Annotated in this window: 17 protein-coding genes; 8 read left to right on the forward strand and 9 right to left on the reverse strand. The window is 72.1% G+C overall.

What is annotated here, in order from left to right; genetic code table 11:
• Window positions 1–23 precede the first annotated feature (23 nt).
• Window positions 24–2,096: an ATP-binding protein gene (locus OG746_RS28505; protein ID WP_266719819.1), complete on the reverse strand. Its 2,073-nt coding sequence runs from the start codon at window positions 2,094–2,096 to the stop codon at window positions 24–26.
• A 249-nt stretch (window positions 2,097–2,345) separates the two neighbouring features.
• Between OG746_RS28505 and OG746_RS28510 the strand changes: the two genes are divergently transcribed.
• Window positions 2,346–3,407: a PP2C family protein-serine/threonine phosphatase gene (locus tag OG746_RS28510; protein WP_266719821.1), complete on the forward strand. Its 1,062-nt coding sequence runs from the start codon at window positions 2,346–2,348 to the stop codon at window positions 3,405–3,407.
• Here the strand turns inward: OG746_RS28510 and OG746_RS28515 are convergent.
• Window positions 3,404–4,333, reverse strand: a complete 930-nt coding sequence (locus tag OG746_RS28515) for a LysR family transcriptional regulator (RefSeq protein WP_266719823.1) — start codon at window positions 4,331–4,333, stop codon at window positions 3,404–3,406. The two genes, OG746_RS28510 and OG746_RS28515, sit on opposite strands and share 4 nt — an antisense overlap.
• A 100-nt stretch (window positions 4,334–4,433) precedes the next feature.
• Here OG746_RS28515 and OG746_RS28520 point away from each other — a divergent pair, with 100 nt between their 5' ends.
• Window positions 4,434–5,639, forward strand: coding sequence for an MFS transporter (locus tag OG746_RS28520; protein ID WP_266719825.1), 1,206 nt, complete (start codon window positions 4,434–4,436; stop codon window positions 5,637–5,639).
• Here the strand turns inward: OG746_RS28520 and OG746_RS28525 are convergent.
• Entirely contained in the window at window positions 5,587–7,728 is a 2,142-nt protein-coding gene (locus tag OG746_RS28525) for an ATP-binding protein (protein WP_266719827.1), read from the reverse strand. The two genes, OG746_RS28520 and OG746_RS28525, sit on opposite strands and share 53 nt — an antisense overlap.
• A 237-nt stretch (window positions 7,729–7,965) precedes the next feature.
• Here OG746_RS28525 and OG746_RS28530 point away from each other — a divergent pair, with 237 nt between their 5' ends.
• Window positions 7,966–9,090: a PP2C family protein-serine/threonine phosphatase gene (locus OG746_RS28530; RefSeq protein WP_266719829.1), complete on the forward strand. Its 1,125-nt coding sequence runs from the start codon at window positions 7,966–7,968 to the stop codon at window positions 9,088–9,090.
• Here OG746_RS28530 and OG746_RS28535 read toward each other — a convergent pair.
• Both OG746_RS28535 and OG746_RS28540 read right to left on the reverse strand, forming a co-directional pair.
• Complete coding sequence (locus OG746_RS28535) at window positions 9,032–9,313, reverse strand: DUF397 domain-containing protein (RefSeq protein WP_266719831.1); 282 nt, start codon at window positions 9,311–9,313, stop codon at window positions 9,032–9,034. The two genes, OG746_RS28530 and OG746_RS28535, sit on opposite strands and share 59 nt — an antisense overlap.
• Complete coding sequence (locus OG746_RS28540) at window positions 9,295–10,128, reverse strand: helix-turn-helix domain-containing protein (protein ID WP_266719833.1); 834 nt, start codon at window positions 10,126–10,128, stop codon at window positions 9,295–9,297. The genes OG746_RS28535 and OG746_RS28540 overlap by 19 nt, the downstream gene beginning before the upstream one ends.
• 354 nt (window positions 10,129–10,482) lie before the next feature.
• On the opposite strand from OG746_RS28540, the gene OG746_RS28550 reads away from it, so the two are divergent.
• The gene (locus OG746_RS28550) at window positions 10,483–10,698 is read left to right on the forward strand and encodes a hypothetical protein (RefSeq protein ID WP_266719837.1); all 216 of its coding nucleotides are present in this window, start codon (window positions 10,483–10,485) and stop codon (window positions 10,696–10,698) included.
• On the opposite strand, the gene OG746_RS28555 is transcribed toward OG746_RS28550, so the two are convergent.
• On the reverse strand, window positions 10,695–12,146 hold the full coding sequence (locus OG746_RS28555; protein WP_266719839.1) for an MFS transporter: 1,452 nt from the start codon (window positions 12,144–12,146) through the stop codon (window positions 10,695–10,697). The two genes, OG746_RS28550 and OG746_RS28555, sit on opposite strands and share 4 nt — an antisense overlap.
• Before the next feature lie 65 nt (window positions 12,147–12,211).
• Between OG746_RS28555 and OG746_RS28560 the strand changes: the two genes are divergently transcribed.
• From OG746_RS28560 to OG746_RS28575, 4 genes are all read left to right on the forward strand, one after another.
• On the forward strand, window positions 12,212–12,733 hold the full coding sequence (locus OG746_RS28560) for an RrF2 family transcriptional regulator (RefSeq protein WP_266719841.1): 522 nt from the start codon (window positions 12,212–12,214) through the stop codon (window positions 12,731–12,733).
• 49 nt (window positions 12,734–12,782) lie between these two features.
• Window positions 12,783–13,532, forward strand: a complete 750-nt coding sequence (gene recO, locus OG746_RS28565; protein WP_266719843.1) for a DNA repair protein RecO — start codon at window positions 12,783–12,785, stop codon at window positions 13,530–13,532.
• Between the two features lie 37 nt (window positions 13,533–13,569).
• The gene (locus OG746_RS28570; protein WP_266719845.1) at window positions 13,570–14,400 is read left to right on the forward strand and encodes an isoprenyl transferase; all 831 of its coding nucleotides are present in this window, start codon (window positions 13,570–13,572) and stop codon (window positions 14,398–14,400) included.
• A gap of 134 nt (window positions 14,401–14,534) precedes the next feature.
• A complete protein-coding gene (locus OG746_RS28575) occupies window positions 14,535–16,934 on the forward strand; it encodes an ATP-binding protein (protein ID WP_266719847.1) in 2,400 nt (799 codons plus the stop codon).
• A gap of 1 nt (window position 16,935) precedes the next feature.
• On the opposite strand, the gene OG746_RS28580 is transcribed toward OG746_RS28575, so the two are convergent.
• From OG746_RS28580 to OG746_RS28590, 3 genes are all read right to left on the reverse strand, one after another.
• Window positions 16,936–17,349, reverse strand: a complete 414-nt coding sequence (locus tag OG746_RS28580; protein ID WP_266719849.1) for a Fur family transcriptional regulator — start codon at window positions 17,347–17,349, stop codon at window positions 16,936–16,938.
• Window positions 17,350–17,416: 67 nt separating this feature from the next.
• Window positions 17,417–18,289 carry a metal ABC transporter permease gene (locus OG746_RS28585; protein WP_266719851.1) on the reverse strand — a complete coding sequence of 291 codons (873 nt, stop codon included), beginning with the start codon at window positions 18,287–18,289 and terminating at the stop codon, window positions 17,417–17,419.
• Window positions 18,289–19,062: a metal ABC transporter ATP-binding protein gene (locus tag OG746_RS28590; protein WP_266719853.1), complete on the reverse strand. Its 774-nt coding sequence runs from the start codon at window positions 19,060–19,062 to the stop codon at window positions 18,289–18,291. The genes OG746_RS28585 and OG746_RS28590 overlap by 1 nt, the downstream gene beginning before the upstream one ends.
• Window positions 19,063–19,072: the final 10 nt, after the last annotated feature.

Below are 19,072 nucleotides of genomic sequence, written 5' to 3' on the forward strand. Positions count from 1 at the left end.
AGCGTAGCGGCGCGGGGGCGCGGTCAGCCGGTGTCGACACCGGTTTTCGTGGCCAGGCTGTAGGCGATGCCGTCCGCGGTGTCCATCTCCAGGCCCGCCGCGTACTGCGACTCGTACGCGCTGTCGCCGAGCGTCTCCCGGATGCGGTGCTCCGTGCGGTTCCGCGTGGCCACCAGGTCGGGGGAGCCGAGCTGGGGGCGGCCCAGGCTCTGCCACACGCGCTGGCCGATGCCGAGCAGCCGGGCCGCGCGGCGGGGTTCGCCGAGCGTGCTCAGCGAGGCGGCCAGCGCGTCGATCGCGACGGCGACGCCCACCCGGTCGCGGAACCGGGACTTGCCCGCGATGGTGGTGAGCGCGTGCCGCGCGGCCTCGTCGGGACGGTCCTGGCCGTTCGCCGCGAGGGCCGCCGCCCAGCTGGCCCAGGCGCGCGACCACTGCTCGCCGCGCCGGTCGCACTCGTCGACCAGCTTGGCGGCCACCTCGGCGGCTTCCGTGAACTCGCCCGACATGACGTGGGTGACCGAGCGGCAGGCCGTCGCCACGAACCAGGCGGCCTCATAGGGGCCGGTGTACGTACGGGTGTCCGGGGCTGCGTCGAGGACGTCCGCGGCCTCGGTGAGTCGGCCCATCAGACACAGCGACGTACCTTCCAGATGGGACACAGCCGTCGCCTGGGCCGGCGAGGGCGCGGGCAGCGTGTGCTCGCGGAACAGCCTCGACACCTTCAGGCCCGTCTCCATGTCGCCGCCTGTCATCGCTGCCACCCCCCAGGCCCACAGAGCGAGCAGATACTCGGGCCCTGGCTGCTCGGACAGGGCCAGCGCCGCCTCCGCGTACCGCCGGCCCTCGCGGGCGAACCCGCAGGGGAACCAGAGGATCCACAGGTGCCCGCAGAGCCGCTGCGCGGCCGGTCCGTCGCGGGTCTCCAGGCAGAAGTCGAGCGCCATGCGGAAGTTGGGGTGGTCGGTGACGAGGCGCTCGTACCACTGCTCCTGCTCGCGCCCCATCCAGCCGGCGTCCGCCAGCCGCGCGAGCTCCAGGTGGAAGTCCCGGTGCCTGCGCCGCGCCCCCGTCACCTCCTCGGGTCCGAGCTGCTCCAGCCACGACGCCCCGAACTCGCGGACCGTGTCGAGCATGTCGTAGCGCCCGCCGGGCCTGCGCCGCACCAGTGATTTGGTCACGAGCCCGTCGAGTGCCCCGGGCACCGCGTCCTCGCCGAGCGGCCCGCCGCGGCCCACCGCCCGCGCACCCGCCGGGTCGAAGCCGCCGGTGAACACGGAGAGCCGCGCCCACAGCAGCCGTTCGAGCGGCGTGCACAGTTCGTGGCTCCAGCCGATGGTGGCGCGCAGTGTGCGATGGCGCGGGGGTCCTGTGTGCCCGTCCGACGCGGTCAGCGCGTCGAGGCGGTCGCCGAGCAGGGAGCCGAGTTGTTCCAGGGGGAGTTCGGAGAGCCGGGCCGCGGCCAGTTCGATCGCCAGCGGGATGCCGTCGAGGTGCCGGCAGACGGCCTCGGCGACGCCCCGCTCGCCGGGCCCGAGCCGGAAGCCGGGGGAGGCGAGCGCGGCCCGGTCGGCGAAGAGCGCGACCGCGTCGCCGGGCCGCTCCTCGTCGCCCTCGGCCGTGACGGGCAGCGGCGCGACCATGAACCGGTTCTCGTCGGCGAGCCCCAGCGGCTGCCTGCTCGTCGCGAGGACGCGAAGGCCGGGCGCGACGTCGAGCAGCTTGCGGACGAGGCGGCCGCAGTCGTCCAGGAGGTGCTCGCACGTGTCGAGCACGAGCAGCACCCGCTTGTCGGCGAGCCACTGGGCGACGACGTCGGTGGCGTCCTCGTTCGAGTTGTCGGCGAGCCGCAGCTCCTCCAGGAGTACGTTGCCGAGCAGCGTCGGGTCGTGCAGCGGGGAGAGCGGCACGAAGCACACCGCGTCCGCCAGGCGCGGGCCCGTGCGCAGGGCCAGGCGGGCGGCGAGTCGCGTCTTGCCGACGCCGCCCACGCCGGTGAGTGTGAGCAGCCGATGGTCGCTCAGCTCCTGCTCCAGGTACGCGAGTTCGGCTTCACGGCCGATGAACTGGGTGGCCTCGACAGGCAGGGTTTCCACGGTCACAGTCTGCTCCGTCCGGCGCGCCGACTCGCCGGGATCGGTCGAGCCGAGCGCCTGCAGCGCCCCCCTTCTCCGGATACCGGACGGAATGCGACGGAGAGTGATCAGTTCCGGTCCGCACCGGTCCTATGCGGTTCAACGGAGCGTGACTGATGGTGTGTTGGTCCATAGTGGGCCGTTCACGCACGCGGGGCGGAGCGGCGAGGTCGAGGTCCGGACATGCTACGAAGTCGGTGGGGAGCCCACGTGCCGTGCGTTGCCCTCCTCTGCCTGTGCGCCGCGCTCGCGGCCTGCGTCGAGGCCTGGCGCCCCGGCCGTCCCGCTGTCGCGGTCCTGCTCATCGGCCCGCTCCTGGCCTGCGCCCGGCTCGGCGTGCGGGCCACGCTCACCACGGCCGCCTGGGCGCTGGCCCTCGCGGTGACGGTGGGTGTCGTCCGGCACGTCGGCGCGGGCCCGCAGGTCGCGGTCGAGTACCTCGTGCTGCTCGTCGGCGGGCTCGCCGCGGTCCACATCGCCCGCCGGGCCGCGGCCCGTTCGGCCCGGCTACGGCTGCTCGACGAAGTCGCGCAGGTGACGCAGGCGGCGCTGCTGCGGCCGGTCGACGCGCGGTTCGGCGACATCGACGTGCACACACGCCACCACTGCGCGGTCGCCTCGGCCACGGTCGGCGGCGACGTCTACGCCGTGGCCAACACCCCGTACGGACTACGGGTGTTCATCGGTGACGTACGGGGGCACGGGCTCGACGCGGTGTGCGTCAACGCGGCGGTCGCCGAAGGGTTCCGGGACCTCGCCTACGTCACCGCGGACCTCACGGAGCTCGCCGTGCGACTCGATGCGCGGATCGCCCCCGTGCTCGGCCCGGAGGACTTCGTCACGGCCGTGTTCGCCGAGTTCGCCCCGGGCGAGGTCAGGCTCGTCAACTGCGGCCATCCGCCGCCGCTGCGGTTGGGCGCCCACCCCAAGGTCCTCACCCCGGTGACCTGTTCGCTGCCCCTGGGCCTCGGCTGTGATCCCACCCAGTCCCGGTACTGGTTGCAGTCCGGTGACCGGTTGCTCCTCTACACGGACGGCCTCGTGGAGGCGCGGAACGCCTCCGGCGCGGAGTTCCCGCTTTTCGACCGGGCGTGCGAGGCGCTGTCGCGTACGTTGCCGTGGGAGGCGCTCGATGGGTTGTACGCGGAGGTGACGGCGCACACGGGTGGGCCGTTGCGGGACGACGTGGCGCTTGTCCTGTGTGAGAGCGGTGTGCCTGCGGCGCGTTCGGCGAATCCGGTCCCCGCTGCTCAATCGCCGCAGGGGCTTTAATGCAACGGACGCGCGTTGATGACCGGCCCCAGGTCCTTCGCCAACGCCGTCGCGAGCGCCCGGAAGATGCGGACCTCCGGGTTGTCGTCGCCAGCCCGTACCGCGAGGTAACTGCTCTCCCACGGCGCGTCGAGCACCGGCACGAACACCGCGCCCGGCCACGCGTAGTACCGCGCGAAGGACCGCAGACCGGACCCCGCCGCCCGTCCGGTCACGACGCCCGTGAGGACCTCCTGCGGGGTGAGCGCGCACTCGGTGCTGCGGCGCCGCGCCCGGTCGTCGAAGTACAGGTAGTCGACGAAGGTGTGCGGCGTGTGCCGGGGCACCCGGAAGAACGGGAGGTCGGCCACGTCCGCGACACCCACCCCGCTCTCCCGCGCATCGACCAGCGGCGACCGCTCGTGCACCACCACGATCCGCTGCTCCGTGGTGAGCACATCGGCGACGACCCGCTCGTCGTCGGGACTCGGCCGCACGAACGCGACGTCGACCCGGTCCTCCAGGAGCGCGGTCACATGCTCCGTGAAGTTCAGCTGCCGGATCTCGACCTTCACCTCGGGGCGAGCCCGCCGGTACGCGTTGATGGCGGCCGGGGTCAGCTCGGCCGAGCCGTGCCCCATGATCCCCACCCGCAGCGGCCGGCCGCCCTCCGGTTCCCGGGCCGTGACCTCCGCCACGTCGTCGAGCGCGGCGTTGGCGGCGGCGAGCAGTACGCGCGCGTGCCCGGCCAGGCGCACCCCGGCGGCGGTCGGCACGACAGGGGTGGCCGTCCGGTCGAAGAGCCGCGCGCCGACCTCGCTCTCAAGGCGTCGTACGTGCTGCGTGACCGCCGGCGGCGACAGGAAGAGCCGCCCCGCGGCCCGCCCGAAGTGCCCCTCTTCGACGACCGCCAGGAACGACGACAGAAGCCGCAGGTCAAGCGCCATACGCCCAGCGTAGGCGCACGCGCGTGCGGGTGACGCACGCCGTTCACGAAACGTGAATGTTCGGCGCGCGCCGAACGGCCTTGGCCGTAGGAATGAGGGCATGACCGCAGCATCTGCCCTCGCGCCCCCGACCTCCATAGCGAAGCCCCACGGCACCCGGGCCGCCTGGATCATGCTCGCCTCCGGCTGGAGCGCCAACCAGTTCTCGGCGCTGCTCGGCCCGTACCACTCCGAGCTCGGCCTGACCTCGTCGGCGGTGACGGGCCTCTTCGCGGTGTACGTCGTCGGCCTGATCCCGGCGCTGCTGATCGCGGGCCCGCTGGCCGACCGGCACGGCCGCCGCCCGGTGGCGCTCGCCGCCCTCGGCCTCAACGTCCTGTCGACCCTGATGCTGATGGCGGGCGCCGTGTGGGGCACCGCGCTGCTGCTGCCCGGCCGCTTCCTGACCGGGATCAGTGCGGGCGCGCTGCTCGCGGCGGGCAGCGCCTGGATCAAGGAACTCTCGCACTCGCCCCGCCTCTCCGGCCTCTACGTCTCGGCGGGCTTCGCCACGGGCGGCCTGGCGGCGGCGCTCATCGCGCAGTGGGCACCGGAGCCGATGGTGACGGCGTACGTGCCGCACGTGGTGCTCGGCGTGGCGGCGGGGCTGCTGGCGCTGACGGCCCCGGAGACGGGCAGGGTTCGTACGAAGGCCTCGACATCCGATGTGGAACCGAACGCCGAACCAACCTCCGCGACAACGGACTTGAGCCCGGACACCGAGGCGCGCTCCCGCTTCCGGCGCAGGGTGCTGCCCGTCGCCCCCTGGGTGTTCGTGGCGCCCACCATCGGCTTCGTCACGCTGCCCGGCGCGATCCACGCGGGCCTGCTGTTCACCGGTGTCGCCACGGCCGTCGTCCCCGGCGTCGGCCTGCTCACCGCGCGCCGCGCCGTCGCCACACCGGTGCCGGGTCTGCTCACGACGGCCGTCGGCGCGGCGGCGGCAGCGACCGCCGCCGCGAGCGGCAGCCGCGTCCTCGCCATGGCCGCCGCGGCGGTCCTCGGCGCGGGCTACGGACTGAGCCTCGCCCACGGCCTGACCCGTACGGCGGCCCTCGCCCCGCCCCACCAACTGGCGCGCTGGACGGCCAAGTTCTGGACGGCGGCGTACCTCGGCATGTTCACCCCGTACGTCCTGACCCTCCTCGGCGACGCGGCACCGACCTGTGAGCTGCTGGCGGCGGTGGCCGTGCTCGCGCTGGTCGTGGCGGTCGTCACGCGGCTGCGGGCGACGGGGGCGCCGGCAGCGCAGGTCGGTCGGGCGTGAGGCAGTAGGCGATGCCGTCGTCGGGGGACATCGCGCGGCCCGCGGCGTACTCCGTCTCGTACGTGGCGTCGCCGATGGCCGTGCGGATCTGGTGCTCCGTCGCGGTGTGGGCCGCGGCCATCTGGGGGGAGCCCAAGTGGGGCCGGCCCAGCGTCTGCCAGATCCGTTGGCCGATGCCGAGCAGCCGGGCGGCCCGTTCGGTGCGGCCGGTGGCCGTGGTGGCGGTGGCCAGGGCCTCGACGGCCATGACGACGTTCAGGCTGTCGTGGAACAGCGATTTGTGCGCGATGACGGTACGGGCGTGGGCGCGGGCCTCCGTGATGCGGCCGAGGGAGAGGGCGGCGAGGGCCCGCACGTAGTACGCGAACCCGCGGATCCAGAGTTCCCCGAGTCGTTCGCACTCCTCCGTGATCTCGGACGCCCGGGCTTCGGCGGTCGCCATGTCCCCACTGCAGAAATGGGCGTACGAGTGGGTGACGCGCAGCATGTACCACGGCACGGACGGCACAGGGAACACACCATGGGGCAGCGGCCGGGACAGTGTCGCGGTGGATTCCGCCGCGGCCTGCTCGTGCTCGCTCCGCAGTACCAGTCCGCCGGTCCGCATGTGTGCCGCCGCGAATCGCGCGACCTCGTCGCCGGTGGCGTCGTAGCAATGTCCCAGCTCGGCCGAGAAGCGCTCCGCCACCGTGACGTCGCCGAGCGCCGTCGCGACGTAGGCGCGCGCCCACAGCGCCTTCGCCCGCTCGGGGCTTGGCTCGCGGCAGAGGTCGAGCGCCAGCTCCAGATAGTGCGCCCCCTCCCGCGTGTGACCGAAGCCCGCCCACATCATCCACAGTGCCCCGCCGATCTCCAGGGCGGTGCGTCCCTCGCCCTGGGCCAGGCAGAACCTCAGTGCCGTACGGAAGTTGGCACGGTCGGTGATCAGACGGGTGTACCAGGACACCTGGTCGGGGCCGACCCACTCGGCGTCCGCCCGGCATGCCAGGTCCCGGTAGAAGTCCCGGTGGCGGAGGCGCGCCTCGTCCTCCTCGCCCAGCTCGTACAGCCAGTGCGCACCGAACTCGCGCACGGTGTCGAGCATGCTGTAGCGCTCGCCGCCCAGGCCGTCGGGGTGCTTGCGCACGAGCGACTTCGTCACGAGCCCCGCGAGCACCTCCGCCACCCGCTCGACCGCCAACGGCCCGCCGCAGCCGATGGTTTGCGCGCCCGCGAGGTCGAAGCCGCCGGTGCACACCGAGAGGCGTGCCCACAGCAGCCGTTCCAGAGGCGTGCACAGCTCGTGGCTCCACCCGATGGTGGTGCGCAGCGTCCGGTGCCGGGGCAGCGTCCGGCCCGCCGTGCCGGACTGCGCGACGAGGGTCTCGAAGCGGTGCTGGAGCCGGTCGTTGAGCTCGTACACCGATTGGTCGGGCAGCTCGGCGAGCTGGGCGGCGGCCAGTTCCACGGCGAGTGGGATGCCGTCGAGGCGGCGGCAGACGGCGGCGGCCGCCATCCGGTCGGTGCCGACCAGGTTGAAGTCGGGGACCGCTTCGGCGGCCCGCTCGGCGAAGAGCGCGACGGCGTCGCCGGCAGCAGGCGCGTCCCCGTCGGTCGTCGGCTCCGGGACCGGCAACGGGTCGACCGCGAAGACCAGTTCACCGGGCACGGCGAGGCCCTGCCGGCTGGTGGTCAGGATCCGCAGCCCCGGCGCCGCGTCGAGCAGCGTGCGTACGAGACGGGCGCAGGCCTCGACGAGGTGCTCGCAGGAGTCGAGGACCAGGAGCAACTCCTTGTCGGCCAGCCACTCGGCGACCAGTTCCTCGGGCAACCGGTTGTGCTGGTCGGCGAGGCGCAGGTCCTCCAGGAATACGTGCCCGAGGAGCGAGGCATCACGCAGCGGCGCGAGGGCGACGAACCGTGCGCCGTCCGCGAGCGTCGGGGCGATGCGCGCTGCCGCCCGCACGGCGAGCCGCGATTTCCCGACGCCGCCCACCCCGGTGAGGGTCACCAGGCGGCTGTCCGCCAACGCCTTCTCGATTCCGTCCAGTTCGTGGACGCGGCCTACGAAGCTCGTGGTCTCGGCAGGTAGGTACCTCGTGGTCGACATGCGCCCTCCACTCTCCGTGTCCACTCCGCAGGCCCGGAAGCAGTCTCCTCCGGTGCGGGGGCGGTGCGGGGCCGACCAGGCCCGTTGGCTACCGGATGGACGCACTTCGGTCATACACGGTCGATGTGTGATCGACTCCGGACAACAGGTCGTGAACGTGCGGTGATTGGGGCATCGTGGCCGACTTGGTACGGCGGGGTGGAGCGTACGGGGGAAGAAAAAGTCAGGAGGCCGCCCATGGCTGAGCAGGACATGGGACGGGGAGGACGACCACGGCCGGCGGAGGTGATCCCGCTGTTGGGATCGGGGGTGCTGGCGGCCGGACCGGGACTCCTCGTACCCGGCTGGCCGCCGATGATCGCTTCCCTGTTGATCGTGCCGCTGCTGGCCGCGCTGCGTCTCGACGCCCGGTGCACGGCGGGCGCGGCCGTACTCGCGATGGTCCTCGCCCTTACCGTGACGGTGGTGCGCGATCTGGTGCTAACGCCGTGGGCCGCCGCCGAGTGTCTGGCACTGCTGATAGGCGGCGCGCTGACCGTACGGCTCGCGATGCGCGACGCGGTGCGCGCGACGGCGCTCTCCCATGCCACGGAGATCGCCCGCGTCGCGGAAGCCGCGATCCTGCGGCCGGTCGACGCACGGGTCGGCGGGATCGCGGTGTGCACGCGGCACCATTGCAGGGTCCCCGGGACCACGGTGGGCGGCGACCTGTACGACGTGGTGCACACCCCGTACGGCACGAGGCTGTTCGTCGGGGACGTACGAGGGCACGGGCTTGACGCGGTACGCATCACGGCGAGCGCGCTGAGCAGCTTCCGTGACCTCGCCTACGTGACACCCGAACTCACGGACCTGGTCCGTGAGTTGGATGTGCGCCTGGCACCCGACCTGGGTGCGGAGGATTTCGTCACGGCGGTGTTCGCCGAGTTCGGGCCGAGCGAGGTCAAGAGCGTCAACTGCGGGCACCCGCCGCCGTTGCGCCTCGGGTCCCCGCCCAAACTCCTCGAACCCCACGTTGCGTGCCGGCCCCTGGGCCTCGGCCCGGAACCGGAGCAGAGCAAGTACTGGCTGCAGCCCGGCGACCGCCTGTTGTTCTACACGGACGGCCTCTCCGAGGCCCGCGACCGGCAGGGCGTCGAGTTCCCGTTGGAGGAGGCGGCCGCCGACGCCGCCTCCTCCACGGTCCGGCCCGACGCCTTCCTGGACACCCTGTACGAGGCGGTGACCACGCACACGGGTGGGCCGCTCAGGGACGACGTAGCCCTGATCCTCTGCGAGGACGTGGGCTCCGCCGGGGGCCGGTTCAGCCCCGGGGCCGCACCGTACCCGTCACAAAGGCGGCCCATGCTGCCGCGCCGATGACGACGACGTGCCCGTCCGTGACCTTTGAGTCGCGGACGGGCACGACCTCTGGGACTCCGTCGGCGACTTCGAGGCAGCTGCCGCCCTCGCCGTTGCTGTAGGTCGACTTGCGCCAGCGGGCCGCGCCCACAAAGTCGTGGGCGACCTCGACGCAGTCGCCGCCGTTGCCGTCGCTGAAGGAGCTCTTGCGCCAGCTGGCGTTGCTCAGGTCGTACTCGCGCATCGTTTGTAGTCCTCAGCCGCCGCGTCGACCATCGCCAGGGATGCCTGCGGCGACAGTGCGGCAACCCTGAGCAGATCGTAAGCCTCCTGCACGTGCTTCACCACTGCCGGATCGTCCAGGAGCGACCCCGAAAACACGGCCTCTGTATAGGCAGTTGGCGGGGCGTCCTCGAACTCCATGAGCTTCACCATCCCGGCCATCAGGGCGTGCGGGCCCGCCGCATTCGGCAGGGCCGTCACCAGGACCTGGCGCTCGCGTGCCGCCGCCGCGATGTGCTCCAGCTGCTCGGCCATGCGCGACGGCCCGCCCACGGGGATGCGCAGCACGTTCTCGTGCAGGATCACCCAGTACTGGGGCCTCGTGGCGTCGTCGAGGATGCGCGCCCGCTCCATGCGCGCGGTGACCTTCTCCTCGACGAACTCGTCCGTGGCGAACGGGTTCGTCGCGAGCGTGACCCCGCGGGCGTAGGCGGGCGTCTGCAACAGGCCGGGCACCAGGGTCGGCGCGAACTCGCAGATCTTCGTGGCCGTCCGCTCCAGTTCGACGACCCGCGCGAAGTAATCCGCATACCGACGGTCGTCGATCAGGCCGCGCCACATCCGCTCGAAAATACCGTCGGATTGCAGCGCCTCGTCAATCCTCTGGGCTACATCCAACTGCGGTTTGCGAATTGCCTGTTCGAACTGGCCGATGTAGCCGCCGGAAACGAATACGCGTAACCCCAACTCCACTTGGGTCAGCCCCGCGTCCTCGCGGCGCCGCTTCAACTCCACGCCGAAGAACTCCCACGCCGCCTGCCGCGAACCCTTGGCCATGGCCAACCCCCATGTGAAGCCACGCAGTTGTAGTGCGCAGACCTCTCCCCACTCTAGGGACGGAACGCCACCGTGGAGGCGCAAAGCGTGAAATCCAATGAGGCAGGGGAGCCACGTGACGGAACAATCGAAGCACGCCGCGCTGTGCGTGGAGGAAGCCGAGGAAATGGTGGAGACATTGCGAGCCGCACTCGCCGGAGCGGGAATTGTGCTGCCCTCGCTCGGCCTCGATCCCGGGTCAATCGCACGGAGTGCCCCGTGTCCCTTGGTGGAATTGGGGCGTTGTCCGGTTGACACGGCGGCCCGGCTCGCCGCCGTAGTCCTCGCAGGGACGGACGACAGGAGCGCTACGCCATGAAACCGCCGATCGGTTCGTACGCGATCGACACGAGCACGGGTCAGGTGGGACGAGTGATGGGGCACGAGGGGCCGTACGTACAGTTGCGGCCCTTCGGGGGCGGGCGTGAGTGGGACTGTCCGCCGGAGGTGCTGCGCGTGGCGTCGACGACGGAGCGGGTGCGGGCCGCGACGGCGTACGAGAACAGAAGAAGCCGGGGTGAGGTCCCCTAGGTCCTACGGCGGGTCGACCACATCAGGGCCGCCGCCACGGCCACGAGCACCGCGAACACCGCCGATACGGCCGTCATCCCGGCCCGCGCGTCCCGCAGGCCGGGTCCTGACACCGCGAAGAACAGCATGCCGAGCAGGGCGACGCCCAGGGAACTCGCCGCCTGCTGAGCCGTGTTGAGCATCCCGGACGCCGCGCCCGCCGTCCCGGGTGTCACCCGTGACAGGGCCGCGCCGATGATCGGCGGCATCAGCAGGCCGTTGCCGAGGCCGTTGAGGAGGAGGGCGGGCGTCAGGGCCCAGGGGGAGATCGCCCCGTCGGACGCGGTGAGCCGGCCCGCGGCGAGGGCCAGGCCGCCCACCACCAGCACCCCGCCCGCCACCGGCCACCGCACCCCGTACCGTGCCGTGAGCCGCCCGCTGAGCAGCGAACCCGTGGTGAACATGACCGCCTGCGGGACGAACACAGCGCCGGCCGTGAGCGGGCTCGCGCCGAGGCCCGCCTGGAGCAGCAGCGCGAGCGTGAACATATAGGCGCCGAAGTAGAGCTGGAAGGCCCCCAGGCCCGCGAGCAGGGTCAGATACGGGCGGTTGCGGAAGAGGGCGGGGTTGAGCACGGGCTCCCCGCCGCGCCCCCGCAGCGCCCGCTGCCACCGCCACGTCGCCCACGCCACGGGGGCGGCCGCCGCCAGGCACACCCACGTCCACACCGGCCACCCCTCGTCCCGGCCGAGCGCCAGCGGCACCAGGAGCAGGGCCAGCGTCGCGGTGACCCCCAGCGCGCCGAGCGCGTCGAACTGCCGACGGGGCCCGGCGACATGGGGCGGCAGCATCCGCCACGCGGCGACCGAGGCCACCACGCCCACGGGAACGTTCACCAGGAACACCGCGCGCCAGCCGAGCCCGAACACGTCCGCTTGCAGGAGTACGCCACCGAGGAGCTGCCCGGCGATCGAGCCGATGCCCGCCACCGCGCCGTTCCAGCCGGTGGCCCGGCCCCGGTGCGCCGCCGGGAAGCGGGCCGTCACCAGCGACAGCACCTGCGGCACCATCACCGCCGCCGAGAGCCCCTGCGCCATCCGCGCCACCACCAGCTCCCCGGCCCCCTGGGCGAGCCCGCACAGCAGCGACGTCACCGTGAACGCCACCATGCCCGCCACGAACGTCCGCCGGTAACCGAACCGGTCCCCGAGCCGGCCGCCCGTGATCAGACCCGCCGCGTACGCGAACGCGTAGCCGGACACGACGAGTTCGAGGGCCGCGTCGCTCGCGCGCAGGTCCGCGCGGAGCGCCTCGGTGGCGACGTTCACGACGAAGAGGTCGAAGCTCCCCATGAACGTGGCGGTGAGGGCGACCGCGAGCATGCGCCGGTCGGCGGGGGAGGGCCCGTCGGAGGCGTCCTCCTGCCCGGGGATGGTGCCGACGGTGGTGCCGATCCGGATGTCAGCCATGAGGGCCATCGGTATCATGGACATTGAATATCCATCAAGTGGATGGAAGGGTAGCCTCGGGTCCCATGAAGTTGTCGCAGGGCGTCGAGTGGGGCGTGCACTGCTGCGTGCTCCTCGTGCAGGCGCCGCCCGGTGCCGCCGTGCGCCGCTCCACGCTCGCCGAGTACTACGGGCTGCCCGAGGCGTACCTCGCCAAGCACCTCAAGTCCCTTGCCGCCGCCGGTGTGCTGACCGCCACATCCGGCCCGCGCGGCGGGTTCCGGCTCGCCCGCGACCCGAAGGACATCACCGTGCTCGACGTGGTGGAGGCGGTCGAGGGCTCCGCGCCCGCCTTCGTCTGCGGCGAGATCCGGCAGCGCGGCGCGTGCGCCATCCCGCCCGAGCGGTGCACCGGTCCGTGCGGAGTGGCGCAGGTCATGTACGACGCGGACCGGGCCTGGCGGGAGTCGCTGCGGGCCGTGACGGTGGCGGACCTGAGCGGGGGGCTGAGCGGGGCGGTGCGCTCGCGCGGGCGCGCATGGCTGGCGGATCCGACCGCACCCCTGCCCCCGTTCCCGCAAACGGGCTCCGTCCGTAAGGGACAATGAGAGGCATGAGCCTGTTCCGCGACGACGATGAGAAGCGCGAGGGCGCGCGATGACTCTCATTCGGGACGACGGAGTCGTGCTGCGCACCCAGAAACTCGGCGAAGCCGACCGCATCATCACGCTGCTCACCCGCAACCACGGCCGCGTGCGCGCCGTCGCCCGCGGTGTGCGGCGCACCAAGTCCAAGTTCGGCGCCCGCCTCGAACCCTTCTCGCACGTGGACGTGCAGTTCTTCGCGCGGGGCAGCGAGTTGATCGGCCGCGGGCTCCCGCTGTGCACGCAGAGCGAGACCATCGCCGCGTACGGCGGCGGCATCGTGACGGACTACGGGCGGTACACGGCCGGCACCGCGATGCTGGAGACGGCGGAACGGTTCACCGACCACGAGGGCGAACCCGCGGTACAGCAGTACCTGCTCCTCGTCGGCGCCCTGCGCACGCTCGCCCGCGGCGAGCACGCGCCGGGCCTCGTGCTCGACGCGTTCCTGCTGCGCTCGCTGGCGGTCAACGGCTACGCACCCACCTTCGGTGACTGCGCGAAGTGCGGAATGCCCGGTCCCAACCGGTTTTTCTCCGTCGGAGCGGGCGGCTCGGTTTGCGTCGACTGCCGGGTACCGGGCAGCGTCGTACCCTCACCGCAGGCCCTCGTCCTGCTCGGTGCGCTGCTCACCGGAGACTGGGAGACGGCGGACACGTGCGAGGCACGGTTCGTCCGGGAGGGCAACGGGCTGGTGTCGGCCTACCTGCACTGGCACCTTGAGCGCGGACTGCGATCGCTGCGCTACGTAGAGAAAAGCTAGCGAGAGCTGGCACTGAGCTAGGGGAGAGGCCCGGAAGATGGCACGTCGCGGAATCCTCGGACGCAACCGCCGTGAGTACACAGCGCCCGAACCGCACCCGTCGGGCGCGCGGCCGCCGAAGATCCCCGGCGAGCTGGTGCCCCAGCACGTGGCGATCGTCATGGACGGCAACGGACGCTGGGCCAAGGACCGCGGCCTGCCGCGCACCGAGGGCCACAAGGTCGGCGCGGAGCGTGTCCTCGACGTGCTCCAGGGCGCCATCGAGATGGGCGTCGGCGCCATCTCCCTGTACGCCTTCTCCACGGAGAACTGGAAGCGCTCGCCCGACGAGGTGCGCTTCCTCATGAACTTCAACCGGGACTTCATCCGCAAGACCCGCGACCAGCTCGACGAGCTCGGTGTGCGGGTGCGCTGGGTGGGGCGCATGCCCAAGCTGTGGAAGTCGGTCGCCAAGGAGCTGGAGATCTCCCAGGAGCAGACCAAGGACAACGACAAGCTGACCTTGTACTTCTGCATGAACTACGGCGGCCGCGCGGAGATCGCCGACGCGGCGCAGGCGCTCGCGGAGGACGTGAAGGCGGGCCGCCTCGACCCGTCCAAGGTCAGCGAGAAGACCTTCGCGAAGTACCTCTACTACGCCGACATGCCCGACGTGGACCTGTTCCTGCGCCCCAGCGGCGAACAGCGCACGTCCAACTACCTTCTGTGGCAGAGCGCGTACGCCGAAATGGTCTTCCAGGACGTCCTGTGGCCGGACTTCGACCGGCGTGACCTGTGGCGCGCGTGCGTCGAGTACGCGTCGCGCGACCGGCGGTTCGGCGGGGCGACGCCGAACGAGGTGCTGCTTCAGCTGGAGGGCGGGCAGTAGGCCACAGCGACCGGGTCCGACCCGCGGCCGAAATCAGCAGCGGTCAAAACCGGTCGAACCCTCCCGCCGCGCACCGCCGCCCCCTACGGTGAGTAACGACCCACTCGGGGTCGACCGGACAAGGGGGGCGGTGGATGGACGTGGCTGTGCGGACGCCGGGCGAGCTGCCCGCGGAGACCACGAGCTTCGTCGGCAGGGCGCCCGAACTCGCCCGGATCAAGGACGTCTTCACCCGCTCGCGCCTGGTCACCCTGACCGGCCCCGGCGGCGTCGGCAAGTCGCGTACGGCGATGCGCTCCGCGCGCGACCAGCTCGGCGACTTCCCCGACGGGGCGTGCGTCGTACCGCTCTCCGGGCTCAGCGACCCCGAACTGCTGCCGCACGCCGTGTGCGGCGCGCTCGGCGTGCCCGAGCAGGGCGGGCGCGGGGTGCACGAGGTGCTCGCCACGCATCTCGCGGGGCGGCGGACGCTGATCGTCCTGGACACCTGCGAGCACCTCGTCGACGCCTGCGCGACGCTCGCCGACGCCCTGCTGAGCGCCGCCCCCGGCCTCCGTCTGATCGCCACCAGCAGGCAGCCCCTCGACATCCCCGGCGAGCAGGTGCTGCCCGTGCCGCCGCTGGCGCTGCCGGAACCGGAAGCGGACAGCCGTCCCGGCGCCGAACTCTCCGACGCGGTCCGGCTGTTCGTGGACCGGGCGGAGTCCGCCGCGCCCGAGTTCGTCCTCACCGACGGCAACCGCGCCGCCGTGCACGCGCTGTGCCGCCGCCTCGACGGCATCCCGCTGGCCATCGAACTCGCCGTCGCCCGGCTGCGGGTGATCTCACCGGAGCAGCTGCTGCGCCGCCTCGACCACCGCTTCCGGCTCCTCACCGGCGGCCGCCGCGTCACCGTGCCGCGCCACCAGACGCTGCGGACGACCATCGACTGGAGCCATGAGCTCTGCACCGACCGGGAGCGGCTGCTCTGGGCGCGGCTCGCCGTGTTCGCCGGCGGGTTCGACCTGGAGGCCGCCGAAGTGGTGTGCGCCGACGCCGAGTTGCCCACGGACGAGGTCTTCGACGCCCTGGTGGGGCTCGTCGACAAGTCCATCGTGCGGCACCTGGAGACCGGAGACGGGTCGCGCTACCGGATGCTCGACACCATCCGCGAGTTCGGCCTGGAACACCTCGTGCCGGCGGAGGAGGAGGCGCGGGCCAGGCGGCGCCACAGGGACTACTACCTGGAGGTCGCCGGACAGTTCGACGCGGAGTGGTTCGGCGACGGTCAACTGCCCTGGGTGCGGCGCCTCGTCGCCGACCACGAGAACCTCCAGGCCGCCATGGAGTACTCGTTCAGCACGCCCGACGAGCCGTACGCGGGACTCCAACTCGCCGTCCGGCTCTGGGGGTACTGGGTCTGCACCGCACTGTTCATCCAGGGCCGGCACTGGATGCGGCGCGGTCTGACCGGATCGAAGAAACCGTCCCCGGAGCGGGTCAAGGCCCTGTGGAGCACCAGCGGTTTCATGGACGTCCAGGGCGAACGACAGGACAACCGGGCCCTGCTCGACGAGGCGAAGGAGATCGCGGAGACCATCGGCGACCGGTCGGGGCTCGCCTGGACGCTGGCGTTCCGCACGTTCAACCGGGTGTTCCTCGGAGACTACGAAGGATGCGAGGAGCAGTACGCCGAGGCCCGCCGGATGATGGCCGAACTGGGCGACGAGTTCGGGATGGTGTCGACCACGTACTACGCCGCGGGCCTGTATGTCCTGTCGGGCCAGGACAGCGACCAGGGCATCCGCCTGTGCGACGAGGCGCTGGAGCGCATGGCCGTGATCCCGGAGGAGCGCTGGGCACGCGGGGTGATCCTGTGGGTCAAGTCCATGGGCCTGTGGATCAGGGGCGATCACGCCGACAGCATCGAGTGCGCACGCGAGGGCATCCGCATCAAGCTCGCCCTGCACGACAGGGTGGGCATCGCCCAACTCCTGGACGCCTTCGCCTGGCGCGCCGCCGAGGAGGGCAAGGCGTCCCGCGTCGCGGTGCTGCACGGCGCCGCCGACCGGCTGTGGGCGCTGTCGGTCCTGACGCCGCGGTTCGCGATACCGCTCCTGAGCGGACTGCACGAGGAGGCGGCCCGGGCGTCCCGGGTGGCGCTGGGGGAGCGGGAGTTCCAGCGGTTCTACCGCGAGGGCGAGGCCCTCAGCACACAGGCGGCGGTCGAGCGGGCGCTGACCGAGGATCTGCCGTCGGCCACCGCGGTACCGACCCCGCGCGCACCGGAGGTGGCCGAGGCGCTCACCCCGCGGGAGCGGGAGGTGGCGTCCCTGGTCGCGGTCGGCCTGACCAACCGGGAGATCGCGGAGCGACTCGTCATCTCCAAGCGCACGGCGGACGCCCACGTCGAGCACATCCTGACCAAGCTCGGGGTCGGGACCCGCACCCAGATCGCCGCCCTGTGCGCATCCGACGGCAAGGACGACGAGGAAGTCGGCGACGCGGCCGGGGCCGGCGACGCGTCGGGGGCCGGCGACGCGGCCGGCGGGTGACTCAGTGCGCGGAGGCAGCCGCCGCGCACTCCGCGCAGGTGCCGAAGATCTCCACCGTGTGGGCCACGTTGACGTAGCCGTGCTCGGAGGCGATCGCCTCCGCCCACTTCTCCACGGCGGGGCCCTCGACCTCGACCGCCTTGCCGCACACCCGGCACACCAGGTGGTGGTGATGGTCACCCGTGGAGCAGCGGCGGTAGACCGCCTCGCCCTCCGAGGTGCGCAGGACATCCACCTCGCCCGCGTCGGCGAGGGACTGCAGCGTGCGGTACACCGTGGTCAGCCCGACGGAGTCGCCCTTGTGCTTGAGGACGTCGTGCAGCTCCTGGGCGCTGCGGAACTCGTCCACCTCGTCGAGCGCCGCCGCCACGGCCGCGCGCTGGCGGGTCGACCTGCCTCGAACCGGGGCTGCCACGGGTTTCTCCTCACATCCCTGCCACGTACGTACGGCCGCCATTGTGCCAGGCGGCGCTGTAGGTGGGTCAGACCTCGGCTGCGGCCTGCTCAGGGATCGGGCACTCGGAGTGCGCCGGGACCGACCGTGCCCTGCGCCGGGCGAGCGGCTTCGAGAGCAGCGCGAGGACGATGAACGCCGCGATGGTCAGCAGCACGATCGTCGCTCCGGGCGGCACGTCCTGGTAGTACGACGTGGCGGTGCCGCCGAGCGTCACCGCGACGCCGAGCGCCACCGAGATCACGAACGTCGCCTTGAAGCTGCGGGTCAGCTGCTGTGCCGCGGCGACCGGCACCACCATCAGGGCGGAGACCAGGAGCAGGCCGACCACGCGCATCGCGACGGTCACCGTGACCGCCGCCGTGATCGCGATCAGCAGGTTCAGGAAGCGCACCGGAAGTCCCGTGACCCGCGCGAACTCCTCGTCCTGGCTCACCGCGAACAGCTGCTTGCGCAGGCCGACCGTCACGAGCACCACGAAGGCCGCGAGCAGGCAGATGGCGAGGACGTCGTCCTCCGACACCGTCGACAGCGAGCCGAAGAGGTACGAGTTGAGATTGGCGTTGGAGCCGCCGGGCGCCAGGTTGATGAACATGACACCGCCCGCCATGCCTCCGTAGAAGAGCATCGCGAGCGCGATGTCGCCGCGCGTCTTCCCGTACCAGCGGATCAACTCCATGATCACGGCGCCGAGTACGGAGACCAGCGTCGCCATCCACACCGGCGAGGTCGAGAGCAGGAAGCCGAGGCCGACGCCCGTCATCGCCACGTGGCCGATGCCGTCGCCCATCAGGGCCTGGCGGCGCTGCACCAGGTAGATGCCGACGGCCGGGGCCGTGATGCCGACGAGGACGGCGGCGAGCAGCGCCCGCTGCATGAAGTCGTAGGAGAGGAGTTCCATCAGCTCAGCAGTCCTGTCCGGATCGGCTCGGCGGCCGCGTGCGTGTGCGGGTGTACGTGGTCGTGTCCGGGCAGCGCGTGCTGGCCGACGGCCTGCGGGGGCGGGCCGTCGTGCAGCACGCAGCCGTCGCGCAGGACGACCGCGCGGTCGATCAGCGGTTCCAGCGGGCCGAGTTCGTGCAGCACGAGGAGGACGGACGCGCCGGCAGCGACCTGCGTGCGCAGCGTCGCCGCGAGGATCTCCTGGCTGGCCAGGTCGACGCCCGCCATCGGCTCGTCCATGATCAGCAGCTCGGGTTCGGCGGCCAGGGCGCGCGCGATGAGCACGCGCTGGTGCTGGCCGCCGGAGAGCGCGTCCACGGAGTCCTTCGCGCGGTCCGCCATCCCGACGAGTTCGAGGGCGCGGGTCACCGCGTCCCGGTCGGCCTTGCGCATCATGCCGAACTTCGCGCGCGACAAGCGGCCGGAGGAGACGACCTCGGACACCGTCGCGGGCACGCCGCCCGCGGCCGTCGTGCGCTGCGGTACGTAGCCGACGCGCGCCCAGTCCTTGAAGCGGCGCCGCGGCGTGCCGAAGATCTCGATCCCGCCGCCGGTGGTCGGGACCTGCCCGATGACGCTGCGGATCGCGGTGGACTTGCCCGAGCCGTTCGCCCCCAGCAGGGCGACGACCTCGCCGCGGTGCACGGTGAGATCGATGCCGCGCAGCACGGGACGCCCGCCGAGCTCGGCGGTCACCTTGCTCAGCGAGATGACGGCTTCCCGTTCACCCATGTCGCCCTCC

Origin of the sequence: Streptomyces sp. NBC_01016, from assembly GCF_026341035.1 — a bacterium.
GTDB lineage: Bacteria > Actinomycetota > Actinomycetes > Streptomycetales > Streptomycetaceae > Streptomyces.

What these genes read in the sequence shown, in the direction of transcription:
- OG746_RS28515 (WP_266719823.1), bottom strand. Translation starts at nt 4,333, where the DNA reads ATGGCGCTTGACCTGCGGCTTCTGTCGTCGTTCCTGGCGGTCGTCGAA.
- OG746_RS28520 (WP_266719825.1), top strand. Translation starts at nt 4,434, where the DNA reads ATGACCGCAGCATCTGCCCTCGCGCCCCCGACCTCCATAGCGAAGCCC.
- OG746_RS28525 (WP_266719827.1), bottom strand. Translation starts at nt 7,728, where the DNA reads ATGTCGACCACGAGGTACCTACCTGCCGAGACCACGAGCTTCGTAGGC.
- OG746_RS28530 (WP_266719829.1), top strand. Translation starts at nt 7,966, where the DNA reads ATGGCTGAGCAGGACATGGGACGGGGAGGACGACCACGGCCGGCGGAG.
- OG746_RS28535 (WP_266719831.1), bottom strand. Translation starts at nt 9,313, where the DNA reads ATGCGCGAGTACGACCTGAGCAACGCCAGCTGGCGCAAGAGCTCCTTC.
- OG746_RS28540 (WP_266719833.1), bottom strand. Translation starts at nt 10,128, where the DNA reads ATGGCCAAGGGTTCGCGGCAGGCGGCGTGGGAGTTCTTCGGCGTGGAG.
- OG746_RS28550 (WP_266719837.1), top strand. Translation starts at nt 10,483, where the DNA reads ATGAAACCGCCGATCGGTTCGTACGCGATCGACACGAGCACGGGTCAG.
- OG746_RS28555 (WP_266719839.1), bottom strand. Translation starts at nt 12,146, where the DNA reads ATGGCTGACATCCGGATCGGCACCACCGTCGGCACCATCCCCGGGCAG.
- OG746_RS28560 (WP_266719841.1), top strand. Translation starts at nt 12,212, where the DNA reads ATGAAGTTGTCGCAGGGCGTCGAGTGGGGCGTGCACTGCTGCGTGCTC.
- recO (WP_266719843.1), top strand. Translation starts at nt 12,783, where the DNA reads ATGACTCTCATTCGGGACGACGGAGTCGTGCTGCGCACCCAGAAACTC.
- OG746_RS28570 (WP_266719845.1), top strand. Translation starts at nt 13,570, where the DNA reads ATGGCACGTCGCGGAATCCTCGGACGCAACCGCCGTGAGTACACAGCG.
- OG746_RS28575 (WP_266719847.1), top strand. Translation starts at nt 14,535, where the DNA reads ATGGACGTGGCTGTGCGGACGCCGGGCGAGCTGCCCGCGGAGACCACG.
- OG746_RS28585 (WP_266719851.1), bottom strand. Translation starts at nt 18,289, where the DNA reads ATGGAACTCCTCTCCTACGACTTCATGCAGCGGGCGCTGCTCGCCGCC.
- OG746_RS28590 (WP_266719853.1), bottom strand. Translation starts at nt 19,062, where the DNA reads ATGGGTGAACGGGAAGCCGTCATCTCGCTGAGCAAGGTGACCGCCGAG.